Raw genomic sequence first — 22,640 nt, 5'->3', positions numbered from 1 at the left:
ATTGGAAGATGTTTCCCAGCTTTTAGCAAATTTATTTATTTTAACTATTACAGTTTCTATTTGTTCATTACTATTGGCTTTTTGTTTAAGTTCCTGCATTTTTTGCTTTACTTTATCTCTACCATAAATAGGTGTCAGCAGTCTATTTTCAATAAAAGCATACATTTCGGTAAATTTTCTATTATTTTTTTCTTTAGAAGGTCCTTCATTAAATTTTTTACAATAATCTATAAATTTTATGGTTAATATAGAAAATGCATCGACTTTTGCTTTAAATTCTGCGGGAAAACTTCCTCCGGTTTTAAGAGCAGGCTTATATCCTTTTTTTTGAATTTCTTCCATAGTTTTTTTATAAAAATCCGTTTTGAGTAAAATCTTCATATTGGCAATTATTTCGTTACTGGTCATCCCTTTATTATTAGGTAAACTTAAGATACAAGCATAATCAATAAGTGGTTGTTCACCAAATCCTAATAAAAAAGCTTCATTTTCCAGATGCAGCCAACCTTCCCCAAGATTGGTAAAGGTCTTTTGAATTTTGTTGAAATCAATTTCTTGTTGCGGCCCCACGGCAGCTTCGGCAGAACCCACTGAAAAGGTGAATAAACGTGCGAGTTCGGTTTTCAAGGAGTTTAAAAGAGTTTCCGGGTTTGATGGATTACTGAAGCAAGCAACTTCTACCGAACCCTCATCGTCATCCGGTTTGGGTGGCGGGGTTGTTGGGGTAGCCTTGGTAGAGTTATAAGTTTGAGTTTGATAAGTTGAATTTGCAGCTGATACAGTCATAAGAAACCTCCGAAAAATTAATTCAATTAGATTATCGGAAGCGGAAGTGAAAAGTTGCAGGGAACCTCACCCCGATCATCAAGTCATCCGAAAATGATGACTTTCAAGTCATTGCGAGCGAAGCGTGTCAATCTACATTGCTAGATGCGTGGATTGCCACGTCGCTTATGCTCCTCGCAATGACAAAAAATATTTTCAGATAACTTTAATTATGCATAGCATGTAGTTTTGTAAAAACTCCAGCTAATAAACATCCATTTTAATATTTTTTACACAGGAAATGGCATTTAATTTTTTGCGGGTATTTTCTATGAAGTCAGCAAACAACGGAACAGAATTGTAGGGAAACAGGCATGAATATTTTTTTAAAATATTATTGAGTTCTTTCATTTTGTCTGCCGCGCTATCACAAGTTAGCCGATTATCTTTCAGTTGTTGCAAGATCGCATCAAATTCTTTCAGAAATTGTTTGTAACATACTACATAGGACTTGGTCCGATTAAATATCTGTGAGTTGATTTCCGCGAGACTTAGATTATATTTATTTTTCAGTTTGTTCCGCGTATTATCAATCAAAGACAGCATGCTTTCCACAGATTTGTCGGAAGGATCACCCTTATGTTGCTCTACCAGTATGTACAAATTGGTAAAGGCCATGAAATCAAGTGCCTGACTTATTTTATCGCAGTCAGGCAGTGTGCTGCGCCGGTCATCTATATCAAGGCAAATCCGGGTATATTTTTCTATGAGCCGGCAATCGCTGGTTTTGTATATGGTCAGAAAAAGCACAGTCCTTTCCTTATCGGGAATGGTAATATTTTGAGTTTTTTTCAGATCGGTCGTGGATAAAATATTCCCGCGGTTGTGCAGGTTGTTATTTAATATTGATCTTGATTCCATAAAATTGCTGCCTTGTCCTAAAACTTATCGTTTTTTTATAGAGTAAATTGCAGTCAACTTTCAATCAGACTTTAGATTTCTCGTTGTATAACAGGATTTACTGAAATGATTGGTTTTAGTTCTTTAACAATGACTGTCCCGGCAATTTTGTCGTGCCAGGTCTGTTGGTTAACATCAAAGAATGCCCAGACATAGCCTATACTCAAGGCCAGCCCGCTTATTGTCTTTCCTATTATTTCACGCAGCAACATGGTCTTAAAGGATGCCTTTTGTTTGCTTTGGATGTGAATTACTCTCAGGCGCATAATATACTTGCCCGGGGTTTGACTTTGCAGATAAAAAATAAGTACAAGAACAATATAAGTAAATATTATTATCCCCTGCATCAAAAGAGATTTTTCGTAAAACTCTACAAAGGTCAGTACAGCGAACAGCAGCATGCTGGAGAGAATATGCCCCAGCCAGCGGTCCCAGATACTGGCTTTTATACCCAGTTTGGGATTGGGTACAAATGATTGGCATTCAGAGCAGAACAAGTGGCCTTCGTCTACATATGTATTACATTCAGGACAACGCATAGCTAAATTTTATAGTTAAAAGCCGATTAAGTCCAAATTTTTTTAGGTTTTGAAAATAAAACTCTTTGTGCAAAACATATGAGAAATGGGGTAAAATACCTTTATGTTTATCAGGTCTCTTATCTCATTATTTAGAGTATTAAAATCCAACGACTCGCCCAAGCAACTGGCCTGGGGCGTGGCCCTGGGCACTATGTTAGGCCTTATCCCGGTGAACAGTTTATTTAACGTTTTTGTGCTTGTAGCTTTATATTTTTTCAATGTAAATATGGGACTGGCGCTATTGACCGCTATAGTGTATAAAATGCTGGGCGTAATTTTGTCCGGATTTTTTCATATCATCGGACTGTATTTACTAACTGATGTGAATTTTTTATATCCATTTTGGACTGCTTTATATAATTTACCCATAGTTACCTGGACACGATTTTATAACACGGTGGTGCTGGGCAGTTTTTTGGTTTCTTTATTATTATTAATCCCTCATTATTTTTTAGCCAAGAAGCTGCTGGTCTTTTATCAAAACAATGTACGTAATATGCTTGTTGCACAAATAAAAAAATATAAAATAACCGAGATATTGCAGGGCTCCAATATATTCAAACTTGTCCTGAAGGTGCTTAATTGGAAGAATAAATTAAAGGGATAATTTTTTTAATCTAATTATGGCTAAAAAAGAAAAAAAACAAAAACCGGAAAAGAAAAAAAGAACCAAAATATTTAACAGCAAATATTTATATCTGCTTATTTTTTCAGTTGTTTTTCTCGCTGTATTGCGTCTGTTTTTTCTGGATTCGCTGATCAAGCTGGCCATTGTGAGCACCGGTCAGGCTATAGTCAGCGCAAAGGTTGATATAAAGAAACTTCATTTTTCAGCATTACAAGGAAGTCTGACCATAGAAAATTGCGAAATAGGGGACAAACTTCATCCTTTGAAAAATCTGGCTTCATTTAAAATGGCGCAGGTGCGGATAAATCCCGGAGCCTTGTTGTCCTCGCAAGTTGATATAGAAAACATTCAGCTTTCCGGTCTGGAAATGGGCACTGCCCGCAAGACGTCCGCGATCTTGAAGAAAAACATTCCCAAAAAGCCTAAAAAGAAACAAGCGCCTTCTATCATAGAAAAGACGGTTAATCAGCAGGTCAGCATGGCAACTTCTTATTATTCTTTGGATGCTGTAGGTAAAAGATTGCAGATTGATAAAATAGTAAATTTAAGTTCTTTACAGCTTCTGACTAAAATCAGCGAGACATCCGCAAGTCTGAACTCCTGGCCGCAAAAGTTTCAACAGGATTTAGCCAGTCCGGATATTTCAGTATTGGTAAGCGATTTAAATAGAAGATGGGAAGCGCTAAAGCAGAACACTCCAACAGATATCCGGCAAATACCGGATTATTTGAAGGAAATAAACAGTCTTAAAGCACAGATTGATTCGGCACAAGCCGGTATACAACAAAAACAAAATTCTCTGGATAACAATCTGAAATTTTTTGATATAACCGTACAAGGCTTACAGCAACAAGCGAATACTGACCTGAAAACACTGCAAAATAAAATAAAAATGATAGAAAATCAACAAGGAAATTTTTTGCAAAGCTTAGTGGGCGACCGTTATACCGGATTTTTTGAAAAAGGAAAGGTTTATCTGGACATGGTCCTGAAAAAATTCAAGAAAGCTTCTCCTCCCAGGGAACCAGTCTGGTATAAGCAATGGCTGGTCAAAGGAGAAAATATAGAGTTTCCCATTAAAGAGCATCGGCCCAAATTTTTGATAAAAAATATGCGAATTGACGGATTATTTGGAGTTACAACTAAAGAAGCATTTGTCGGAGAAATTAAAGAAATCGCCTTTAATCAGAATGTACGCGGTATACCCACAACTTTTTATTTTCAAAACAAGGAATTAAACAGCAAGCATAAAACCAGAATTGAAGGGACTATAGATTATCGGGATAAAAAGCAGTTGATGGAGGTTAAATTTTTAAGGGCAGGGTACGCGCTTGCGCCCGCATACTGGGATGAACAACAAATCCCCCTGCGTATTGTTTCCGGAGACTATGATATACATGGGAACCTGGCGTTGGACCATGGAAACATAAATTTGGGACTGGATGTAATGACCGAGAAGACAGAATTCGCGAAAAGCAATTCCTTTCAGGAGAGCAACCTTATTCATGAATTGCTGTATAGCACAGCGCAACAATCCCCGGCCATAAACATTCATGTTCAATATAAACAAAACCAGCTAACCATCGATACGGACCTGGATGAGAAATTAGCTCAGTCCTTCAATAAGATACTGGATGAACAAAAAACTCGGTTGCTAAAAGGTTTACAAAAAGAATGGGACGCGCAGGTGGGCGCTAAAGTGAATGCGCTGACACAGACTTATAAACAGCAGACGCAGGCCATAGAAAAGCAGTGGCAGATCATTCAAAAGGATTGGAACAAGAGTATAAATACCTTGCAGGGTGATATCAGTGCTAAAGAAAAAGAATTAAGCGATTATGGAAGTAAACTGCAAAAACAGTTACAGGATGAGCAAAACAGGCAATTGAATGAACTGGACAAGAAAAAGAGGGCTGAAGAAGATAAACTCAAACAGGAACTGGAACAAAAAAAACAGGACGAACAAAAAAAGTTGGAACAGAACCTGAAAAATCAGATTCCGAATATTTTTAAATAACTAAATTTTGAACTGAAAAACATAGACAAAAATTTTAATAAAAAATATACTATCTGTATTATGATAAAGAGAACAGCTCATTGCGGGCAAATCCGCAAATCTGATATCAATAAAGAAGTGGCATTAAACGGTTGGGTGCATCGCCGGCGTGATCATGGCGGCGTTATATTTATTGATTTGCGCGACAGGTCCGGTATAGTGCAAGTTACTATAGATTCTTCCAAATCCGATTTTTCACATCAGCTGGCCGAAAGCATCCGCAGCGAATTTGTGCTGGCGCTAAAAGGTGTGGTAGTTGCACGCTCGGCAGAGACAGTGAATCCGAAAATGCCGACCGGTGAAGTGGAAATAGTCTGCCAGGAACTGGAAGTTTTGGCCCCCAGCCTTACTCCTGTTTTCAGTGTGGCTGATAACGAAGAGGTAGACGAAACTTTAAAGCTTAAATATCGTTATCTGGAACTGCGCAAAAACGAAAATCTGGAAAAATTCATTTTACGTCATAAGGTTTTAGTAAAAATTAGAGATTATCTGGATAAGGAAGGATTTCTGGAAGTGGAAACACCTATTCTTACCAAAAGCACACCTGAAGGAGCCAGAGATTACCTGGTGCCAAGCCGCGTGAATCCGCATCATTTTTATGCCTTACCGCAATCTCCTCAATTATTCAAACAAATCCTTATGTCTGCGGGGTTTGAGAAATATTATCAGATTGCCCGCTGTTTTCGCGATGAAGACCTCAGGGCTGACAGACAGCCGGAATTTACCCAGATAGACCTGGAAATGTCTTTCGTGGATGAAGATGATGTGATGGTTGTTACCGAAGGCATAATTAAAGAAGCTTTTCAGGTTATAGGTGAAAAAGTAAATGTTCCTTTTCGCAGGATTACCTATGATGAAGCCATTAACAAATACGGTTCAGATAAACCGGATTTAAGATTTGATTATCCCCTGGTAGATATTACAGACCTCTGTAAACAGGTGGAATTCAAGGTATTCAATGATATTGCCAAAAACGGCGGACTGATTAAAGGAATAAATATTAAACAGGGTTACACGCTGAGCCGCAAAAACCTGGATGATCTGGTAGAGACCTCCAAGCGTTTCGGGGCTAAAGGCATGGCCTGGATTACTATTCAGGAAGATTCACCCAAGGATATTGCCCAGTATAAATATCAGTCTCCGATTGTTAAATTTTTTAAACCGGAAGAACTGCAGGCTATTATGCAGAAATTTTCAGCCGAACCGGGCGATATTCTGGTATTTATTGCCGATAAAAAGAATATGACCCATGAGGTATTGGGCAGGTTACGTCTGGAAATAGTAAAACTCGTCAAAGCAGAGCCTAAAGAAAAGTTTTGTTTTGTCTGGGTTACCAGTTTCCCGATGTTTGAGATGATTGATGGTCATTTGGCTCCATTGCATCATCCGTTTACCATGCCGGATATAAAAAAAATAGAAGATTTGGACCATGAACCGGTGAAATTAAGCTCCAGAGCCTATGATATAGTGCTCAATGGCATGGAACTGGGTGGCGGCAGTATTCGTATACACAGGTCCGATATTCAGCTTAAAGTATTAAATCTGTTAAATATTTCCAATGAGAGCGCTGAAGAGAAATTTGGTTTTTTATTGCATGCACTGGAATATGGAACACCACCACATGGCGGTCTGGCCATAGGACTAGATCGTTTAATTATGCTACTGACAAATGCGCAGTCTATCAGAGAAGTTATTGCTTTTCCCAAAACACAAAGCGCTATTTGCCCCTTAACCGGAGCTCCGGGTAATGTATCACCCGAGCAGCTCAAAGAACTGCATATCCGGCTGAAGAAGTCCGAAGATACTCCTAATGGCTAACAGAGCAAACGTTATCATACTCTGGCATATGCATCAGCCTTACTATGTAAATCCGTTGAGCGATATTGCTATATTGCCCTGGGTGCGGCTTCACGCTATCAAAGATTATTATGATATGGCCAAAATTCTGGATGATTTTCCACAAATGAAACTGAACTTTAACCTGGTCCCTTCGCTATTAGTTCAGATTGAGCAATATATCAATAAAGAAATTACCGATACTTTTTTGGAGCATACTCAGAAGTCGGCAAAAGATTTATCAGAACAGGAAAAATATTTTCTTCTGAAGAATTTTTTTCTCTGTCATTGGGAAACTCTGGTTACTCCATATCCGCGTTATCAGGAACTCCTGAATAAAAGAGGGCGGATAGCCAACGAAGACGATATCCGTATAGCCCTTAAAGAATTTACAGTACAGGACTTTCTGGATTTGCAGGTTTGGTTTAATTTGGCCTGGTTTGGTGCTTATTACAAGAAATATGATGAAGCTATAAAATATCTCATAGATAAAGACCGTAATTACACTGAACAGGATAAAAATATGGTAATAGAAAAACAATATGAAATAATGGCGCTTATAATTCCCAAATATAAGGAATTGCAGGAAAAAGGCCAGATTGAACTATCTACAACACCGTTTTACCATCCGATACTTCCCTTGATTTGCGATTCGGATATTGCCATTCAGGCTGATCAGCATATCAAATTGCCTGCCAGATTTAATTATCCGATTGATGGTGAGCGGCAACTTAAACTGGCTTTGAATTATTTTGAAAAAAAATTTGGAGCCAAGCCAAATGGAATATGGCCTGCTGAAGGGGCTGTGTCGGACGAAGCTCTGGAGATTATTGCCCGGGAAGGTATACAGTGGGTCGCCTCTGATGATAACGTTCTAAAAATGACCTTCCAGAAATCAAATAACAGACTGGACCTGGATAGCCCTTATCAGTTTTATGATTATGAACCGAGTAAATACGAAGGTCAGGTATCGATTTTCTTTAGAGACAGTCGTTTGAGCAACAGGATCGGTTTTGATTATCAGAAATGGGAAGAAAAAAAGGCTGTGCAGGACTTGATTGCAAATATGATAAATATCGTTGATTCCATAGACATCAAAAGTAAAGATATACCGGTAATTTCGATTATTCTGGATGGTGAAAATGCCTGGGAATATTATAACAATAACGGTTGGGACTTTTTGTCCTGTCTCTATAAAGCCTTAAGCGACAATGATCGGCTTATCCCCACCACGGTGACGAAATATAATACCAACAACAGCAATCAGCGAAAACTTCTGACTGATATTCATCCCGGCTCCTGGATCAACAATAATTTTAATATCTGGATCGGGCATCCGGAGGATAATCAGGCTTGGGATATTTTGAAAAAAACCAGAGTCGATTTGGAAACATGGCAGGAAGCCAAAGCCGAACAATTCACAACAGGGGAGGCGACAAGGCTGGCTATGGCCTGGGAAGAATTTTATATTGCCGAAGGTTCGGATTGGACCTGGTGGTACGGTAATGATTTTAGCAGCAAAAATGACCGGGAGTTTGATGAACTGTTCAGGCAACATATTTTAAATGTTTATGAAATGTTAGGCATGGTGCCACCCAAATCTATTTTTATTCCTATAAAAAAGGTTTCGCAGACGAAAGTGGAGAAAGATTTGTTGGGGCCGATTACGCCATCCATTGACGGTAAAGTCACAGATTATTATGAATGGCGCGATGCCGGACTTTACGATACTCAAAAAACAATCGACTCCAATTTTGAAAAGGGTATAATCAGTAAATTTTATTATGGTTATGATGAAGATAATATATATTTAAGGGTGGATTTTCAACAGAACCTTACAGATTTTAACACCAAAGAACCTTTGTATCTGATAATGAACATTCTCTGCCCCAGGCCCTGTAAATTAATCGTCCCCCTGGTGAACGATTGTTCCAAATCAATACTGCAGATAAAAGAAGGCAAGCAGTATAAAGTTTGTGATATGTGTCAGATAAAGACCGTATATCATCGCATTTTGGAAAGTAAAATAAATCGGAAAGATATAGGCATCCTTAACGGTGAACTGCTGCAGTTTATTATTTCTGTGGAGAAGTCGGGGAAAGAAATAGAGCGCTGGCCTGTAGGAAATATTATTGAATTCAGGATACCTTCGACCGATGAAATGACCAGTAATTGGCTGGTTTAAACGCAAAATGGACACATAGTGGACACATATTCTAAAAAATAGATACAAAACAGACAATACAATGACATTTTTTGCTTGTAAACTTAATTTCAGAGCGCTATAATTGCTTTTAGTTATTAAGGTAAACAAAAAATGTCTGAATTAAGAAAAGATCCGTTAACAAACCGCTGGGTAATAATTTCACAGGAGAGAAGTGCCCGTCCTTCCGATACAAAGATGGAGCATTCACATCTGGAACATTCTTTTTGCCCGTTTTGTGAAGGGCATGAAGATAAGACCCCTCCGGAAATTATGGCGATTCGTAAAGAAGGCAGCAAACCCAACAGCCCGGGCTGGATAGTCAGGGTTATTCCAAATAAGTTTCCGGTGATGAATAGTAATCAGGAGCTAAAACGCTATGGTATCGGAATGTATGATGCCATGTCGGGAACAGGCGCTCATGAAGTTGTGGTTGAGAATAATCAACATATCCTGAATATGGCGGATTTTGATGTAGACCGCATTTTTACTATTTTGCAGGTAATAAAAACCCGTATGCTGGATTTATATAAGGATTACAGATTCCGCTATGCTTTGATGTTTAAAAATTATGGTGTATCCGCGGGGGCTTCTTTGTCTCATCCCCATTCTCAGATAATCGCTCTACCCATTGTGCCTCAAAGTGTGAAAGTAGTTCTGGAATCTGCCAAAGCTCACTATATTCATAAGGAAAGATGTATATTTTGTGATGTAATAAAACAGGAGCTGATGACCAGAGAGCGTATAGTAAGCGAAAATGAAAAATTTTTATGCTATACACCGTTTGCCTCCAGATTTCCTTTTGAAATGACAATTATGCCAAAAGAGCATAATCATAAATATTGCAATGAAAACGATGATGTTTTGAGATTTTTGGCGGGTATGTTAAAGGATGTTTTATTAAGATTGAAGATTGCATTAAATGATCCGGCTTATAATATTGTGTTACATTCGGCACCTAATACTATCACCAGACCAGGGCACAATGAATATTGGTCATCTATCGAATATGACTTTCACTGGCATCTGGAGATAATGCCCCGTTTAACCAAGGTCGCAGGTTTTGAATGGGGAACCGGGTTTTATATAAACCATACACCCCCGGAAGATGCCGCAGAGTTTTTGAGAGATTATGAAAAATATATGGTTATTTAAATTTGGGGAAGAAAGGAAAGGGTGATTAGATATGGCAAAGAAAATAATAAAAAAGGCAAAGAAAAAGACAACAGTGAAAAAAGTAGACGATAAACATAAAGTTCAGTTTAAATTGTACGCACCGGAAGCAAAAGATGTTTACCTGACAGGAGAATTTAATAAGTGGAGCCCTATTAAAAAGAAAATGAAAAAAAATGAAAAAGGGGAATGGGTAACCCGCGTTATTCTTCCTGAAGGAGATCATCAGTATAAGTTTATTGTGGACGGGGATTGGCGTAATGATCCCGGAGCTGCCAAATACGCTGATAACGGATTAGGTTCCACAAACAGCGTAAGGGTAGTCTAGCGAAAGGAGTTTTTTATGATTGACAATGAGCAAGAGCTTGCGAAATTAACCAAGCACGAGCTTCTGAAGATAGCAACGGACCTGGATGTTAAGTACAGGACAAGAATGGGTAAACCCCAGCTTGTAGAATCCATCATAGAGTTTATGCATTTGAAGAAGAAAGTGATTGATCCTTCTACTGAAAAGATACTTAGCGAGCAGGCAAAATTATACAAAAAGGATAAAAAAGAAGATTCTACCAAAGAAACAATGGAAGCCAGCAAATTCCAGACTGTTCACAATGACCAGGAAGCGCAAACCGTTATGGCCGAACAACCCAAGATGGAAGTACGACAACAATCTGCTCAGGCAAGCGCTTATGTGCCCGTAATGGATGATTATAATTATCTGCCTTATGGTTATGGTGACAACTGTATAACATTAATGATTGTAGATCCTACTCATATTCATTCATACTGGGAAGTAACCGATGACAGAAGGAACAAGCTTTTAAGCAGTATCCACGGACATGATGGCAGGTATGAAACGGTAGTACGTCTGTATGATGTTACCGATATCAAGTTTGACGGACAAAACGCCTGGAATACCATGGAGTTTAATGTAGGCTACTCCAGCAACTGGTATTTTTTAGTGGAAGCCAACCGCAGTTATTGCGCGGAAATAGGAATGAAGCTTTCCAACAACAAATTTGTGGTTATAGCGCGTTCAAATGTTATCAATACTCCACGCGATACAGTGAGCGATTTCTATGATGAAGAATGGATGATGATTGATTTTAACAAAAACAAAGACTTATATAATGAGCTGTATCGCCTGTCAGGCGGACATCTCATGAAACAATATCAATTAAACTCTGCTTTTATCACGGAAAAGAGCAAAGAAGAGTTGAAAATCAATGTGCCTATGCAGAGCCTGAGTTCCGAATCGCTATCTTCTCAATTTATGCAATACAAAGTAGGTGCGGAAAATGAATATTGGCTATGGGTTGATACTGAACTGATAGTTTACGGTCAAACCAAACCTGATGCTTCTTCACTAACCATTAACGGCGAAAAAGTGAAGCTGGACAAGGAAGGCAGATTCAGGCTGCATATGGCTTTACCCAACGGAGTATTTCCGTTTAAGGTAAAAGGTATTTCCAAGGACGGTTCCATGTCCAAGGAAATTACACCGGTTGTAACCAGAACGCTGGAGAGTAAGTAGTTCTTAGAAAGGATTGTTAATATGGAAAAGGGATACCTTGCATTAGTTTTGCACGCACACCTGCCTTACGTACGGCATCCGGAATATGAGCATTTTCTTGAGGAAGACTGGTACTACGAAGCAGTAACAGAAACATATATCCCCTTGCTTAATGTTTTCGAAGGTCTGGTTAATGATGGCGTGGATTTCCGGCTGACAATGTCGGTAACACCTCCGCTGGCAGCTATGTTTGAAGATGAATTGCTGCAAAACAGATATATACGTAACATAGAAAAGTTAATCGAGCTAAGCGCCAAGGAAATTGACAGGACCCGCTATCTGCCTGAATTTCATGAAACAGCTAAAATGTATCATGCCAGGTTTATTCAAAGCAGATATATGTTTGTGGAAAAGTATAATAAAAATCTGATAAACGCTTTTAAGAAATTTCAGGATATGGGCAAACTGGAAATCATCACCTGTACCGCAACACACGGTTTTCTGCCATTGATGGAAAATAAACGTGAAGCTGTGCATGCCCAGATACATATGGCAGCCAAGGACTATCAGCGTCATTTTGGCCGGGGGCCCAGAGGTATCTGGCTGGCCGAATGCGGTTATAACCCTGGTGACGATTTGGAGCTGAAAAAAGCTGGCATACGGTTTTTCTTTACTGACGCTCACGGAATTCTTCATGGGCATCCCCGTCCGAAATATGGTGTTTTCGCGCCGGTTTTTACAAAAAGCGGTGTGGCCGCGTTCGGCAGGGATATAGAATCTTCCAAGTCCGTATGGAGCGCGGAAGAAGGTTATCCCGGAGATTTCAGATACAGGGATTTTTATCGCGATGTTGGATTTGACCTGGATTTTGATTATATTAAAGAATATATTCATCCTGATGGAATACGCAAACATACCGGAATTAAGTATTATAAAATTACCGGTAAAAAAACCAATCATAAAGAGCCTTATAATTATCATGAGGCTATGGAAACAGCCGCAAGCCATGCAGGCAACTTTCTGTTTAACCGTTGTAAACAGGCCGAATACCTTTTTGACGTGATGGGTAATAAAAAGCCGATTATTGTTTCACCTTATGATGCGGAGCTGTATGGCCACTGGTGGTTTGAGGGTCCGCAATGGATAGATTATTTAATCAGAAAAATTTATTATGATCAGGATATTGTTCGTCTGGTAACACCTTACGAATATCTATTGGAGAACCCCACAAATCAGGTGGTCAATCCGTCAATGTCCAGCTGGGGAAACAAAGGTTACAATGAAGTTTGGCTGGAAGGTAGTAATGACTGGATTTACAGACATTTACACAAAATTTCCGAAAGGATGACAGAACTGGCAAACAGCCATGCGGAAGCTTCGGGATTGTTGCTAAGAGCTTTGAACCAGGCAGCTCGTGAAGTGATGCTGGCCCAAAGTTCGGACTGGGCATTTATTATGAAAACCGGGACCATGGTTGAATATGCTGTCAGGCGTACCAAAAGCCATATAAACCGGTTTAATCGGTTGTATGATATGGTCAAGGGTCATCAGTATGATGAAGGTTATATCCATCAGTTGGAAATGAAAGATAATTTGTTCCCAACTATAGATTACAAACTTTATATGACTAAAAATCTCGTTTATCAGTCATAAGAAATAGATAAACTGAGAGGGGGAGCTATATGAAAATTTGTTTTGTGGCATCGGAAGTTTTACCCTACGCTAAGACTGGAGGTCTGGCGGATGTGGCCGGAGCTTTGACTACAGAGCTCACCAGGTTGGGCCATGATGTAACAATCATGATGCCCAGGTACAGGAAAATCGATAAAGATAAATACAAATTAAAACTGCTACTGGGTGATATTTGTGTAAATGTAGGCACTGAAGCAATCAGAGGTGATGTCTATGAAGCTAAACATATAGATAGAAAAACCAGAATTTGCTTTATTGACTGCCCTGTATATTTCGACAGAGATAATCTATACCAGGATAAAGACAGCAAAGATTATGCGGATAATGCAGAACGGTTTATATTTTTTAATAAGATTATTCTGGAAATTTGCAAAAAGCTGGACTGGAAACCTGATATTATTCACTGTAATGATTGGCAAACAGGGCTTATTCCGCTCTATTTAAAAAGTACATACGCCAATGATAAGTTTTTTGACGGCACTAAAACGCTGTTTACCATACATAACCTGGCTTATCAGGGCCTTTTTGAAAAAGGTGTTATGGAGAAAATCGGACTTGGCTGGGATTATTTTACCATCGACAAACTGGAGTTCTGGGGGAAAGTAAATTTTTTAAAAGCCGGTTTGATTTACGCTGACTCGTTAAATACTGTAAGTGAACGTTATGCTAAAGAAATCCAGACTGAAGAATATGGCGCCGGCCTTAACGGAGTGCTGGAAGGCAGGAAAAATTCGCTGCACGGAATTATAAACGGTATAGATTACAAACTGTTCAGTCCGGACAAAGATCAAATGATCCATAAAAATTATTCTATCAGAACTATTGAAAAGAAAATTGATAACAAGAAATATCTTTTGAAAACTCTGGGTCTGCGATTCAAAAAGAACGCTCCGCTTTTCGGCATTATATCGCGTCTGGCAGATCAGAAAGGATTCGATATTCTTTCGGAAATAGTTGATCAGTTTTTGCAGCTTAATATTCAGCTGGTTATTCTTGGGACAGGAGAACCCAAATACCATAAGCTTTTAACTGAACTTCAAGCCAAATACCCCAAGAATTTTCAGGTTTTACTTAAATTTGATCCGGTTATGGCTCAAATGATTTATGCGGGTTGCGATATGTTTATAATGCCGTCTCGTTATGAACCATGTGGCCTGGGTCAGCTTATCAGTTTAAAATACGGGACAATTCCGGTTGTTCGTGAAACCGGGGGATTGGCGGATACCATAACTGATTTTGACCTGGCCAAAGATTTTGAGAATGATAAAGGTAACGGCTTTGTTTTTTATGAATATGAGAGTAAAGAACTATATAAAACATTAATCAGAGCAATTGATACCTATAAAGACCAGCAGGCATGGAAGAAACTCATGACTAATGCTATGAAATGTGATTATTCGTGGAAAGCTTCAGCCGTTAAATACGAACATTTATATAAGAGTTTGTAATTAATTTACTTGTGTTCGGTTTTTTGAAGATATTGAAGTTTAAAAAATGAAGGAACGTTCTGGGGGGGAACGTTCCTTCGCATTACGCTATCTAAATTTAATTGGGGGGGGAAGAGGGGAATTTAGATAACGTAATTTCTAATGTAAGACTTCCTTTCCACTGGTATAAAATCCTTATTGTGTATAAAATTTACCTGATAAATGGGTTTGGAAGGAAGTTTTTTGCTGGTAATAGTATAATTCACCTTATATATGGTTTTCTGCGGTTCTGAAGACTTTTTCTTATTGAAAATGAAAAGTGCGACAGCTGCTGCGATTATACATATTGTTATTACCAGGATCATTTTTACCACCCATTTTTTTGTCTTATACTAAGTTATCGTGTGGTTTTTAATTTAATATATCGAATTATTTTGTTGTAAAATATGTGCTTGTATCGGATAAATTATTGTATAATTGGTTAATAACCGGTAAATAGATTAGATATAAGGCGTGACCCTAATTTGTACGAGGCCAAATATTCTCGGGCCGGTTGTAATAAGTAAAAGGAGAACGATTATGTCAGGACATAGCAAATGGAGCCAGATTAAGCGTAAAAAAGGGGTTAATGACGCTCAGAGGGGTAAATTGTTCACGAAAGCTGCCAGAGAAATAATTATGGCGGCCAAAGTAGGAGGCGGAGACCCGGATACAAATTCCAGACTGCGTTTTGCCATTCAAAAAGCCAAAGAAGTTAATATGCCCAATGACAATATTAAAAGAGCTATTGCTCGGGCTGTAGGTGGAGCGGAAGGCAGCAATATCGAAGAAATTACTTATGAAGCTTATGCTCAGGGTGGTGTGGCCGTGATCATAGAATGTATGACTGACAATAAAAACAGGACCTTTCCTGAAATAAAAACAATCATCAATAAAGCCGGAGCCAATCTGGCGGACAAAGGCGCTGTCAGCTACATGTTTCAGAAAAGAGGAGTTTTTGCTTTTGACGGTAACCAAATATCTGAAGACAAGATAATGGAAGTAGCTTTAAATCATGATGTGGAAGATATCAAATCTGAGGATGATAAAACCATTGAGGTAATAATAGAAGTGGCAGGATACGAAAAGCTGAGGGAAGATTTTGAAAAGAATAATCTCAAATATCTCAATGCTGAGATAACGATGAGGTCTACGGTGTCCGTGCCTGTGGAAGATAAAGAAGTAGCTCAGAAGATACTTAATCTTATAGAAAAACTGGAAGATCATGATGATGTACAAAATGTCTATAGTAATGCCGATATTGCCGAATCTGTGTATAAAGCCATTGAGCAGGAAGCAGGTTAGCAGTTCAAGAGGTAACTATGTCGGAAAATGAGAAGCTATATAAGTCGTTATTCACATCTTTGATTTATACCCTGAACATGACTGCCATGCAACAATTGGGGCAGGTAATAAATCCATTGACCGGCCGAAATGAAAAGGAACCTGAGCAGGCTAATTTGACAATCGAAATGCTCAAGATGCTGGCAGAAAAGACAAGAAACAACCTTGCTGCCGATGAAGAGAATTTTTTGAACCAAATAATCGAACAACTTTCAACTCATTACAAAACACTGGGAAAACCGTGACACTAAACTTTTATTACGGAGATGAAGATTTCCTTCTATTCAAGGAAATCAAAGACATTAAACAGCGTTTTATTCAGGGAAATTCTGACCTTGCTCTGGAAGAATTTGATAATAAGAAGTCAGTAGAGAGCCTGATTGAGGCTTTGTTTTCAGTTAATATGTTTGTTCCCAGAAAATTAATTATTTTTTACGGTCTGCCGGAAGTAAGAGAGGATTATGTTGAACATTTTCAGAAACTTATAGCGGATTTGCCACAAGGCAATGACCTTTTTTTTGTTTATCGCGGATCTCCGGATAAAAGAAAGAAAAATGTTAAATGGCTGATCTCTGTAAGCAATTGCAAGGAGTTTAAAAAACTGGAAATATGGAACAAGGACCAGTTTTTCAAATATGTGCAAGATATGATAAAGACGGACCAATTTGAAATAGAAAACAAGGCTATGGAATATCTTGTTGAACTTATCGGCCTTGATTTATGGTCTACCTACACAAATCTTGAAAAAATAAAAACGGCAATCTTGCCCAGAAAAAAGATTACCCTGCAGGATATTGATAATTATGCGGCTCAGGGTGAAAAAAATATTTTTGACGTACTGGATTTTTTTCGTAAGAAAAATAAAAGGCAGCTGTTTGAATATATTTTAAATATGAAAAAACAGGAAGAAGCCTTTATTTTATTAAGTACAATGTCAAAACATGTCAGATTTTTAATGCAGCTCAAATCATATAATACTAACAATTTAAGCGATATCATTAAAGCTTCGGGAAAAGCACCTTTCTATGTTAAAAAGATAGTTCCCGATCTCAAGTACTGGAGCTTTAAGGAATTAAAAACCACTCTAGTCAGAATAAATGAGTTGGATTATTTGAGCAAAAGCGGGAAAATCAATATCACAGTTGGGTTGGAGAACATAATTGCCCAGATATAAGCTGCAAAGAAGTTTTACGGTAAGAGATATAGACTTGCACGGAGTTTATCCCGACGAAGTAGAATACTTGCTTTCCAATTTTTTAGCCCAATGTAAAGCCGAACGTGTAAATGCAATTGAAATTATACATGGAGTAGGGGACGGTATATTAAGAAATGCTGTCATATCTTTTTTAAATCGGCACAAAACAGATATAATTAGTTATAAATCCGGAGAAAGTATGGGGCTGGAAGGCGGTAAGGGTTTTATCCGGGCTGAGCTTAAAACAAGACAGGAAGTAAAAAAGATTTTCATCAAATCGGAAAAAACATCTGAGTTACAAAAAACAGAGGAACCTTTTAAGGAATATATTACCAAGCTGATAAAACTGAAAAAAGCAGCCGGGAAAAAAAGGTATGCGAAAAGAATGAGGAGGGATAACTAATGACCAGGATCGCTCTTGTCGGCGCAAACGGTATGTTGGGATCGGCATTTGCCGAAACTTTAGTAACGAGAGGGATTTTTTTTACTCCCCTTACAAAAAAAGATATTGATATTACTGACCGGAAATCACTCCAAATACTAAAAGAACTCCAAGTTGATTGCGTTATAAATTGTGCGGCATATACAGCGGTTGACCTAGCTGAAAAAGAAAAAGAAAAGGCATTTGCTGTCAATGGACTCGGGGTTGAAAACCTGGCATTGGCTGCAAAAGACTATAATTTTTTTCTTGTTCATTATTCTACTGATTATATTTTCTCCGGAAACAAAAAAGAAGGTTATGTGGAAACAGACAAACCGGAGCCGCTAAGTGTTTATGGGGCCAGCAAGCTGCTGGGCGAGGAGAGTATACTTTCATTGCTTCCCGCCAAACAATATTTGCTTCTGCGTACAGCCTGGCTATATGGTCCCAACGGTAAAAATTTTGTACAGACAATGCTGAACCTGGCCGAAAAACAGCAGACCATAAGAGTTGTTGATGATCAGTTCGGATGTCCAACATATAGCTATGACTTGGTGAAATGGACATTGGATTTGTTACAAGCAAAAAAAGATGGTATTTATAATGCTGTAAATTCCGGTCGTTGTTCATGGTTCGAATTTGCCGGCGAGATCTTCAGTCTATGCGGAAAAAAAGTAGAAATTGTGAATATTCCTTCATCTGAATACTCGACACCCGCGCAAAGACCACAGTATAGTATTTTGTGTAATGAAAAATTGATAAAAGCGTTAAACTACAGTGTACGAAATTGGCAGGAAGCATTGTCAGATTATTTGATTTCCATTAAACTATAGTTAGATTGCGTTTGGGGGAGTCATATTATGAAATTTAACTTCAAAACAGAAAATAGAATTGTTGCCTCAATTGTAGTCGCCATATGTACTTTCCTCATTTTATTCATTGCCTTTAAATTTATTTCAGCACCAACTGTTAAGGACATAAAAAAATTATCCGTCAGTATTCTGCAGGAGCAGCAGAGGATAGGTCTTAAAGAGAAAACATTAATACTGGCGAGTCAATTAAAAGAATCCAAGTCCACTGATGATTTTATAAGGATCATAGAATCATACAAGTACGGAGACAATTATTGGTGGGCAACCAGTGAAGAAGCTGTAATTTTATATCATCCTCTGAAAAAGTATATTCTAGACCTGGGTATGCAAAATTTTAAAGATGCTAACGGTAAGCCCTTTTTCTATAATCTGATCCAGGAAGCGATTTTAAAAGGTGAGGTTTATATGGTTTATCAGTCCAAGAATGAAAAAGGTAAGGCATCACAAAAGATGGCTTACGCTCTTTTTTTACCTGAACAGCATATAGTTGTAGGTTCAAGCAAAGATATAACCAATTTGTATGATCCGAACCTGAGCTTATTTGTGAGGGTCATTAACAAGCTGATAATTATTTTTGTTCTGATTGTTTCGCTTTTAACAATACCTGTAGTTATTTTATTTTACCGCTGGTTGCAGGAACAGAAGGATAGCATCAACATTATTATGGAAGGATTAATTAAATTTTTGGGTAAGAGAGATTTCAGTTACCGTATACAACAGGACGTAACATCATTGCTTAAGGGTATTAAAACAGCTTTTAATCAGCAAGCTCAGCTTACAAAGGAACATTTCGATTATATCAATAAAATGGCCGGTCAGCTTATAGGCAACGTAAACCAACTGGATAGCAATGTTAAGGATACTGCGGATAATTTTGGAGAACTTTCTAAAATTATTACAGACGTAGCGAATGGCGCAACACTGCAGACTGAAAAAATTAATAACATCACAGAATCAGTCGATAAGATCAATACCGGTCTTAAAAATATCAGCGAGGGTATAAAAACTCAGGATGGCAAAATTCAGAATAATGTAGAAAAGCTTGTAAAAAATAACGACCTAATTCAATCACTTAACGAGAATTCTATATCCCAGATAAACAAAATAGCTCAAACCAGTGAAAATATAGAGGGGACTCTGTCCACAGTTAATCTGATAAAAAATAAAGCCAAGAGTGTTTATACAAATTCCAAAGAGTCCGTTGATGTAGCAGAGAAGGGTAAAAAAAGTGTTGAGAATATAGTTCTGGAAATGAACAACCTCAAGAACATAGTGCTGGATTCGGCTGGTAAAATATCGGAACTGGGTGAATATTCAAAACGGATCGAGGATATTATAGAAATTATTGATGATATTGCCGAACAAACTAATTTGCTGGCACTTAACGCTGCAATAGAAGCCGCCCGTGCCGGAGAAGCCGGAAAAGGGTTTGTCGTTGTAGCCGACGAAGTCAGAAAGCTGGCGGAAAAATCCGGTAAAGCTACCAAAGAAATTGCCAATCTGATATATACGATTCAAAGTATTACAAATGTGGCTGTAAAATCTATGGAAATCAGCACAGATCAGGTTGAGCAAGGAGTGTCGTTATCAATGAGCGCCAAAACTTCGCTTACCAATATATTGCAGGCTGTGGATAATACAGTTCATCAAATGGAAGATATTTCAACTTCTACAGAATCGATGGCCCAGAAGTTTGAAAACGTGGTGCAGATAACAGAAGAATTGTTTACATCTGTTAATGAAGGTATAGATTCCATTCAGAAACTGGCAATTTCTTCGGATGAACTTCTGGATGCCAATCAAAAGGTATCAAACATTTCTTCCCAAAACACCATGGAAATAGAACAGATCGAAAAAAATGCGGAAACAATCCTTACTGAAACCAAAGAAGTATTCGGAGTCGCTGCGGATAATAACGCCATTGCTGAAGAGGTTTCTGCGTCTACAATCGGAATAACAGCTTCAACCGAAATTAATAAGAAATTAACCGATGACCTGCGCCTCATGATACAGGAAGTAAAAGCAAGCCTCACTTCTTCCGGTCATTAAAATTCTGAGTGAAAATCAGTAAATAGATATTTTGTTCAGTTGTTCACCGAATTTTTTGGAAAGCAGATCATGCAGGTAAGGGAGAATCACTTTTTCACTATTTTCATGGCCGATATCAAATATGGTTAAGCCTGATTCTCTGGCCAGCAGATCAGCATGATAATCAATGTCACCGCTTATGAAAAGGTCAACATTACAATCAACAGCTTTTTGTACCAGATCACTGCCGTTACCGCCGCATACCGCGATTGTTTTTATTATTCTGTCCATATTAATATATCCTTTATATGTTCCGACTATCTTTTGATTAAATTCCTGCAATTTAACGGGTTCAATGCTACCATAACGCCCCAGGCCGACCTGAGAACAGTTGTTGTGAAGCAGTATTACATCGTATGCGGGTTCTTCATAAGGATGTAGCCTTACTATTTGTTCTATAACCTTCTCCAGATCTTTTCCCAGGACTACTGTTTCCAGCTTGTATTCTTTAACTTTGCTTAATTCCCCGGCTTGTCCGATAAATGGTTTGGAAGTGAGTCCAGGCTTAAAGGTACCTTCACCTTCTGAGCTGAATGAACAGTGAGAGTAATTCCCGATATTTCCAACAGGGCTGTCCAGAAGTTTTTCACGATAATTTGAAAACTGAGCCGCAGGGACATAAACAATAATTTTATATATTTTTTCATGGTTAGTTATATTTAACACTTGAATATTATTAAGGTCAAAGTAATTGGCAAGGACATCACTTATCCCGTTTCTGGCAATATCAAGATTTGTGTGCATAGCGTATAGGGTAATATTTGCTTTTATCAGTTTTTCAATAAGTTGTCCGTTAACCTCGGAAGTATTAATGCTGGCGAGAGATTTAAAGATTAACGGGTGGTGGCAGATCATTAGCTCGCAGTGGTTTTCGATAGCATTTTTTATGGACTCTGTGGTGGGAGTTAAAGTAATTAAAACGTTGGACACAGGTTTATACAGAGAACCTGTTTGTAAACCGCAATTGTCCCAGGATAATGAATATTTAAGGGGATACAGATTTTCAAAAAATTGAGTAATTTCGCTGATAAGCATGGTCGCTTAAACGAGGAGGTTAGGGATATTTTCCGATTGGACTTTGCGTATTATTCTGCTTTTTATTGTATTGGTAAAATCTTTTTCCTTATCTGCGGACTTTGGTTTTTTAAAATTCATCAAACTATAATTGGCAGTTTTTTGCTGATCAGGAGCTACCTGGTTAAACATCAATTGAAATGAAGCCTGATTTTGTTCGGCTGATTTGGAAATGACCTGATAAGGCCGGATCATCTTTTTGCTATCCGTGGTATTTAGTAATTGATTTTGCAAGGCCTCTTTTTCCATATATTCTGAAATCAATTGTTTGCCATAGGGTGTAATCTTGAAATAGTAATCGGTCATTGTTTTGCCTTTCTTTTCAATTTGAACGATACCCAGATAACTTAATGTTTTGAAAATGAAAAGAAAAATGAATTGTCTGTTGGAATAGACATCACCCTTGGTGTAGTAAAAATTTGAGGGATTGTTGTATTCCCTGAAAAAAGCGTAACGTTTAATAAGAATTGCGTAAACTTTATCATAGGAAATGCGTTCCTCATCAAAAAAGAGGGACAGTGTTTTGATGATACTTTTTCTTTTATGAACAACTTCAAAGTCATTATTGGCGTAGATAGTATTCAGCACCAAGGGTGATTTGTAGTATTCGTTATAGTCTCTGGAGAAAAAAAGGAATTTAAAAAGATTTTTGGAAAGAAGTCCGGGACGTTCAAGTTTTTCTATTAATGAACCGTTGACCTTCCAGATTTTATTTTCCACATATATAAACTTGGTTACCATCAGAAACAATGAAATATAGTTGGCAAAGTCTTTTG

The 22,640-nt window shown here is 38.0% G+C and carries 20 protein-coding genes; 15 read left to right on the top strand and 5 right to left on the bottom strand.

Translation table 11 applies throughout. The features are described from left to right. The 3 genes from PHV30_07780 to PHV30_07770 form a co-directional block, all read right to left on the bottom strand. A partial coding sequence (locus PHV30_07780; protein MDD5456915.1) for a hypothetical protein occupies positions 1–786 on the bottom strand: 786 nt, incomplete at its 3' end. A gap of 243 nt (positions 787–1,029) precedes the next feature. After that, the gene (locus tag PHV30_07775; protein MDD5456914.1) at positions 1,030–1,686 is read right to left on the bottom strand and encodes a hypothetical protein; all 657 of its coding nucleotides are present in this window, start codon (positions 1,684–1,686) and stop codon (positions 1,030–1,032) included. Between the two features lie 71 nt (positions 1,687–1,757). Then, entirely contained in the window at positions 1,758–2,264 is a 507-nt protein-coding gene (locus PHV30_07770; GenBank protein MDD5456913.1) for an RDD family protein, read from the bottom strand. 103 nt (positions 2,265–2,367) lie between these two features. Here PHV30_07770 and PHV30_07765 point away from each other — a divergent pair, with 103 nt between their 5' ends. The 15 genes from PHV30_07765 (at position 2,368) to PHV30_07695 (ending at position 20,751) form a co-directional block, all read left to right on the top strand. Then, positions 2,368–2,913: a TIGR03546 family protein gene (locus tag PHV30_07765; protein ID MDD5456912.1), complete on the top strand. Its 546-nt coding sequence runs from the start codon at positions 2,368–2,370 to the stop codon at positions 2,911–2,913. 16 nt (positions 2,914–2,929) lie between these two features. After that, complete coding sequence (locus PHV30_07760) at positions 2,930–4,951, top strand: TIGR03545 family protein (GenBank protein ID MDD5456911.1); 2,022 nt, start codon at positions 2,930–2,932, stop codon at positions 4,949–4,951. Positions 4,952–5,011: 60 nt separating this feature from the next. Further along, on the top strand, positions 5,012–6,808 hold the full coding sequence (aspS, locus tag PHV30_07755) for an aspartate--tRNA ligase (protein ID MDD5456910.1): 1,797 nt from the start codon (positions 5,012–5,014) through the stop codon (positions 6,806–6,808). Then, a complete protein-coding gene (locus tag PHV30_07750) occupies positions 6,801–9,011 on the top strand; it encodes a glycoside hydrolase family 57 protein (GenBank protein MDD5456909.1) in 2,211 nt (736 codons plus the stop codon). The genes aspS and PHV30_07750 overlap by 8 nt, the downstream gene beginning before the upstream one ends. A 132-nt stretch (positions 9,012–9,143) precedes the next feature. After that, entirely contained in the window at positions 9,144–10,184 is a 1,041-nt protein-coding gene (locus PHV30_07745; protein MDD5456908.1) for a DUF4931 domain-containing protein, read from the top strand. A 31-nt stretch (positions 10,185–10,215) separates the two neighbouring features. Further along, positions 10,216–10,530, top strand: coding sequence for a glycogen-binding domain-containing protein (locus PHV30_07740; GenBank protein ID MDD5456907.1), 315 nt, complete (start codon positions 10,216–10,218; stop codon positions 10,528–10,530). Positions 10,531–10,545: 15 nt separating this feature from the next. After that, positions 10,546–11,733, top strand: coding sequence for a DUF4912 domain-containing protein (locus PHV30_07735; protein MDD5456906.1), 1,188 nt, complete (start codon positions 10,546–10,548; stop codon positions 11,731–11,733). A gap of 21 nt (positions 11,734–11,754) precedes the next feature. Then, complete coding sequence (locus PHV30_07730) at positions 11,755–13,365, top strand: DUF1957 domain-containing protein (protein MDD5456905.1); 1,611 nt, start codon at positions 11,755–11,757, stop codon at positions 13,363–13,365. A 29-nt stretch (positions 13,366–13,394) separates the two neighbouring features. Further along, positions 13,395–14,852, top strand: coding sequence for a glycogen synthase GlgA (gene glgA / locus PHV30_07725; GenBank protein ID MDD5456904.1), 1,458 nt, complete (start codon positions 13,395–13,397; stop codon positions 14,850–14,852). Between the two features lie 558 nt (positions 14,853–15,410). Continuing rightward, on the top strand, positions 15,411–16,175 hold the full coding sequence (locus PHV30_07720; GenBank protein MDD5456903.1) for a YebC/PmpR family DNA-binding transcriptional regulator: 765 nt from the start codon (positions 15,411–15,413) through the stop codon (positions 16,173–16,175). Positions 16,176–16,192: 17 nt separating this feature from the next. Continuing rightward, positions 16,193–16,459, top strand: a complete 267-nt coding sequence (locus tag PHV30_07715; protein ID MDD5456902.1) for a DUF1844 domain-containing protein — start codon at positions 16,193–16,195, stop codon at positions 16,457–16,459. Continuing rightward, complete coding sequence (gene holA, locus PHV30_07710) at positions 16,456–17,388, top strand: DNA polymerase III subunit delta (protein MDD5456901.1); 933 nt, start codon at positions 16,456–16,458, stop codon at positions 17,386–17,388. Before PHV30_07715 ends, holA begins: the two co-directional genes overlap by 4 nt. Beyond that, the gene (locus PHV30_07705) at positions 17,375–17,812 is read left to right on the top strand and encodes a Smr/MutS family protein (protein MDD5456900.1); all 438 of its coding nucleotides are present in this window, start codon (positions 17,375–17,377) and stop codon (positions 17,810–17,812) included. The genes holA and PHV30_07705 overlap by 14 nt, the downstream gene beginning before the upstream one ends. Next, entirely contained in the window at positions 17,812–18,663 is an 852-nt protein-coding gene (gene rfbD / locus PHV30_07700) for a dTDP-4-dehydrorhamnose reductase (GenBank protein ID MDD5456899.1), read from the top strand. The genes PHV30_07705 and rfbD overlap by 1 nt, the downstream gene beginning before the upstream one ends. Positions 18,664–18,690: 27 nt before the next feature. Beyond that, positions 18,691–20,751, top strand: coding sequence for a methyl-accepting chemotaxis protein (locus tag PHV30_07695; protein ID MDD5456898.1), 2,061 nt, complete (start codon positions 18,691–18,693; stop codon positions 20,749–20,751). A gap of 15 nt (positions 20,752–20,766) precedes the next feature. Here the strand turns inward: PHV30_07695 and PHV30_07690 are convergent, their stop codons facing one another. Next, positions 20,767–21,825: a Nif3-like dinuclear metal center hexameric protein gene (locus PHV30_07690; GenBank protein ID MDD5456897.1), complete on the bottom strand. Its 1,059-nt coding sequence runs from the start codon at positions 21,823–21,825 to the stop codon at positions 20,767–20,769. Between the two features lie 6 nt (positions 21,826–21,831). After that, positions 21,832–22,640, bottom strand: an 809-nt coding sequence (locus PHV30_07685) for a hypothetical protein (GenBank protein ID MDD5456896.1), incomplete at its 5' end; no start/stop codon positions are given.

It is taken from the genome of Candidatus Margulisiibacteriota bacterium (genome assembly GCA_028715625.1).
Lineage (GTDB): Bacteria > Margulisbacteria > Riflemargulisbacteria > GWF2-35-9 > GWF2-35-9 > JAQURL01.
This window is presented reverse-complemented; position numbering and strand designations above follow the sequence as displayed.

Excerpts from the sequence above, each read along its gene's own strand:
- glgA (MDD5456904.1), top strand. The coding sequence starts at position 13,395 with ATGAAAATTTGTTTTGTGGCATCGGAAGTTTTACCCTACGCTAAGACT.
- PHV30_07695 (MDD5456898.1), top strand. The coding sequence starts at position 18,691 with ATGAAATTTAACTTCAAAACAGAAAATAGAATTGTTGCCTCAATTGTA.
- PHV30_07775 (MDD5456914.1), bottom strand. The coding sequence starts at position 1,686 with ATGGAATCAAGATCAATATTAAATAACAACCTGCACAACCGCGGGAAT.
- PHV30_07720 (MDD5456903.1), top strand. The coding sequence starts at position 15,411 with ATGTCAGGACATAGCAAATGGAGCCAGATTAAGCGTAAAAAAGGGGTT.
- aspS (MDD5456910.1), top strand. The coding sequence starts at position 5,012 with ATGATAAAGAGAACAGCTCATTGCGGGCAAATCCGCAAATCTGATATC.
- PHV30_07715 (MDD5456902.1), top strand. The coding sequence starts at position 16,193 with ATGTCGGAAAATGAGAAGCTATATAAGTCGTTATTCACATCTTTGATT.
- PHV30_07750 (MDD5456909.1), top strand. The coding sequence starts at position 6,801 with ATGGCTAACAGAGCAAACGTTATCATACTCTGGCATATGCATCAGCCT.
- rfbD (MDD5456899.1), top strand. The coding sequence starts at position 17,812 with ATGACCAGGATCGCTCTTGTCGGCGCAAACGGTATGTTGGGATCGGCA.
- PHV30_07770 (MDD5456913.1), bottom strand. The coding sequence starts at position 2,264 with ATGCGTTGTCCTGAATGTAATACATATGTAGACGAAGGCCACTTGTTC.
- PHV30_07730 (MDD5456905.1), top strand. The coding sequence starts at position 11,755 with ATGGAAAAGGGATACCTTGCATTAGTTTTGCACGCACACCTGCCTTAC.
- PHV30_07745 (MDD5456908.1), top strand. The coding sequence starts at position 9,144 with ATGTCTGAATTAAGAAAAGATCCGTTAACAAACCGCTGGGTAATAATT.
- PHV30_07740 (MDD5456907.1), top strand. The coding sequence starts at position 10,216 with ATGGCAAAGAAAATAATAAAAAAGGCAAAGAAAAAGACAACAGTGAAA.
- PHV30_07760 (MDD5456911.1), top strand. The coding sequence starts at position 2,930 with ATGGCTAAAAAAGAAAAAAAACAAAAACCGGAAAAGAAAAAAAGAACC.
- PHV30_07690 (MDD5456897.1), bottom strand. The coding sequence starts at position 21,825 with ATGCTTATCAGCGAAATTACTCAATTTTTTGAAAATCTGTATCCCCTT.
- PHV30_07765 (MDD5456912.1), top strand. The coding sequence starts at position 2,368 with ATGTTTATCAGGTCTCTTATCTCATTATTTAGAGTATTAAAATCCAAC.
- PHV30_07735 (MDD5456906.1), top strand. The coding sequence starts at position 10,546 with ATGATTGACAATGAGCAAGAGCTTGCGAAATTAACCAAGCACGAGCTT.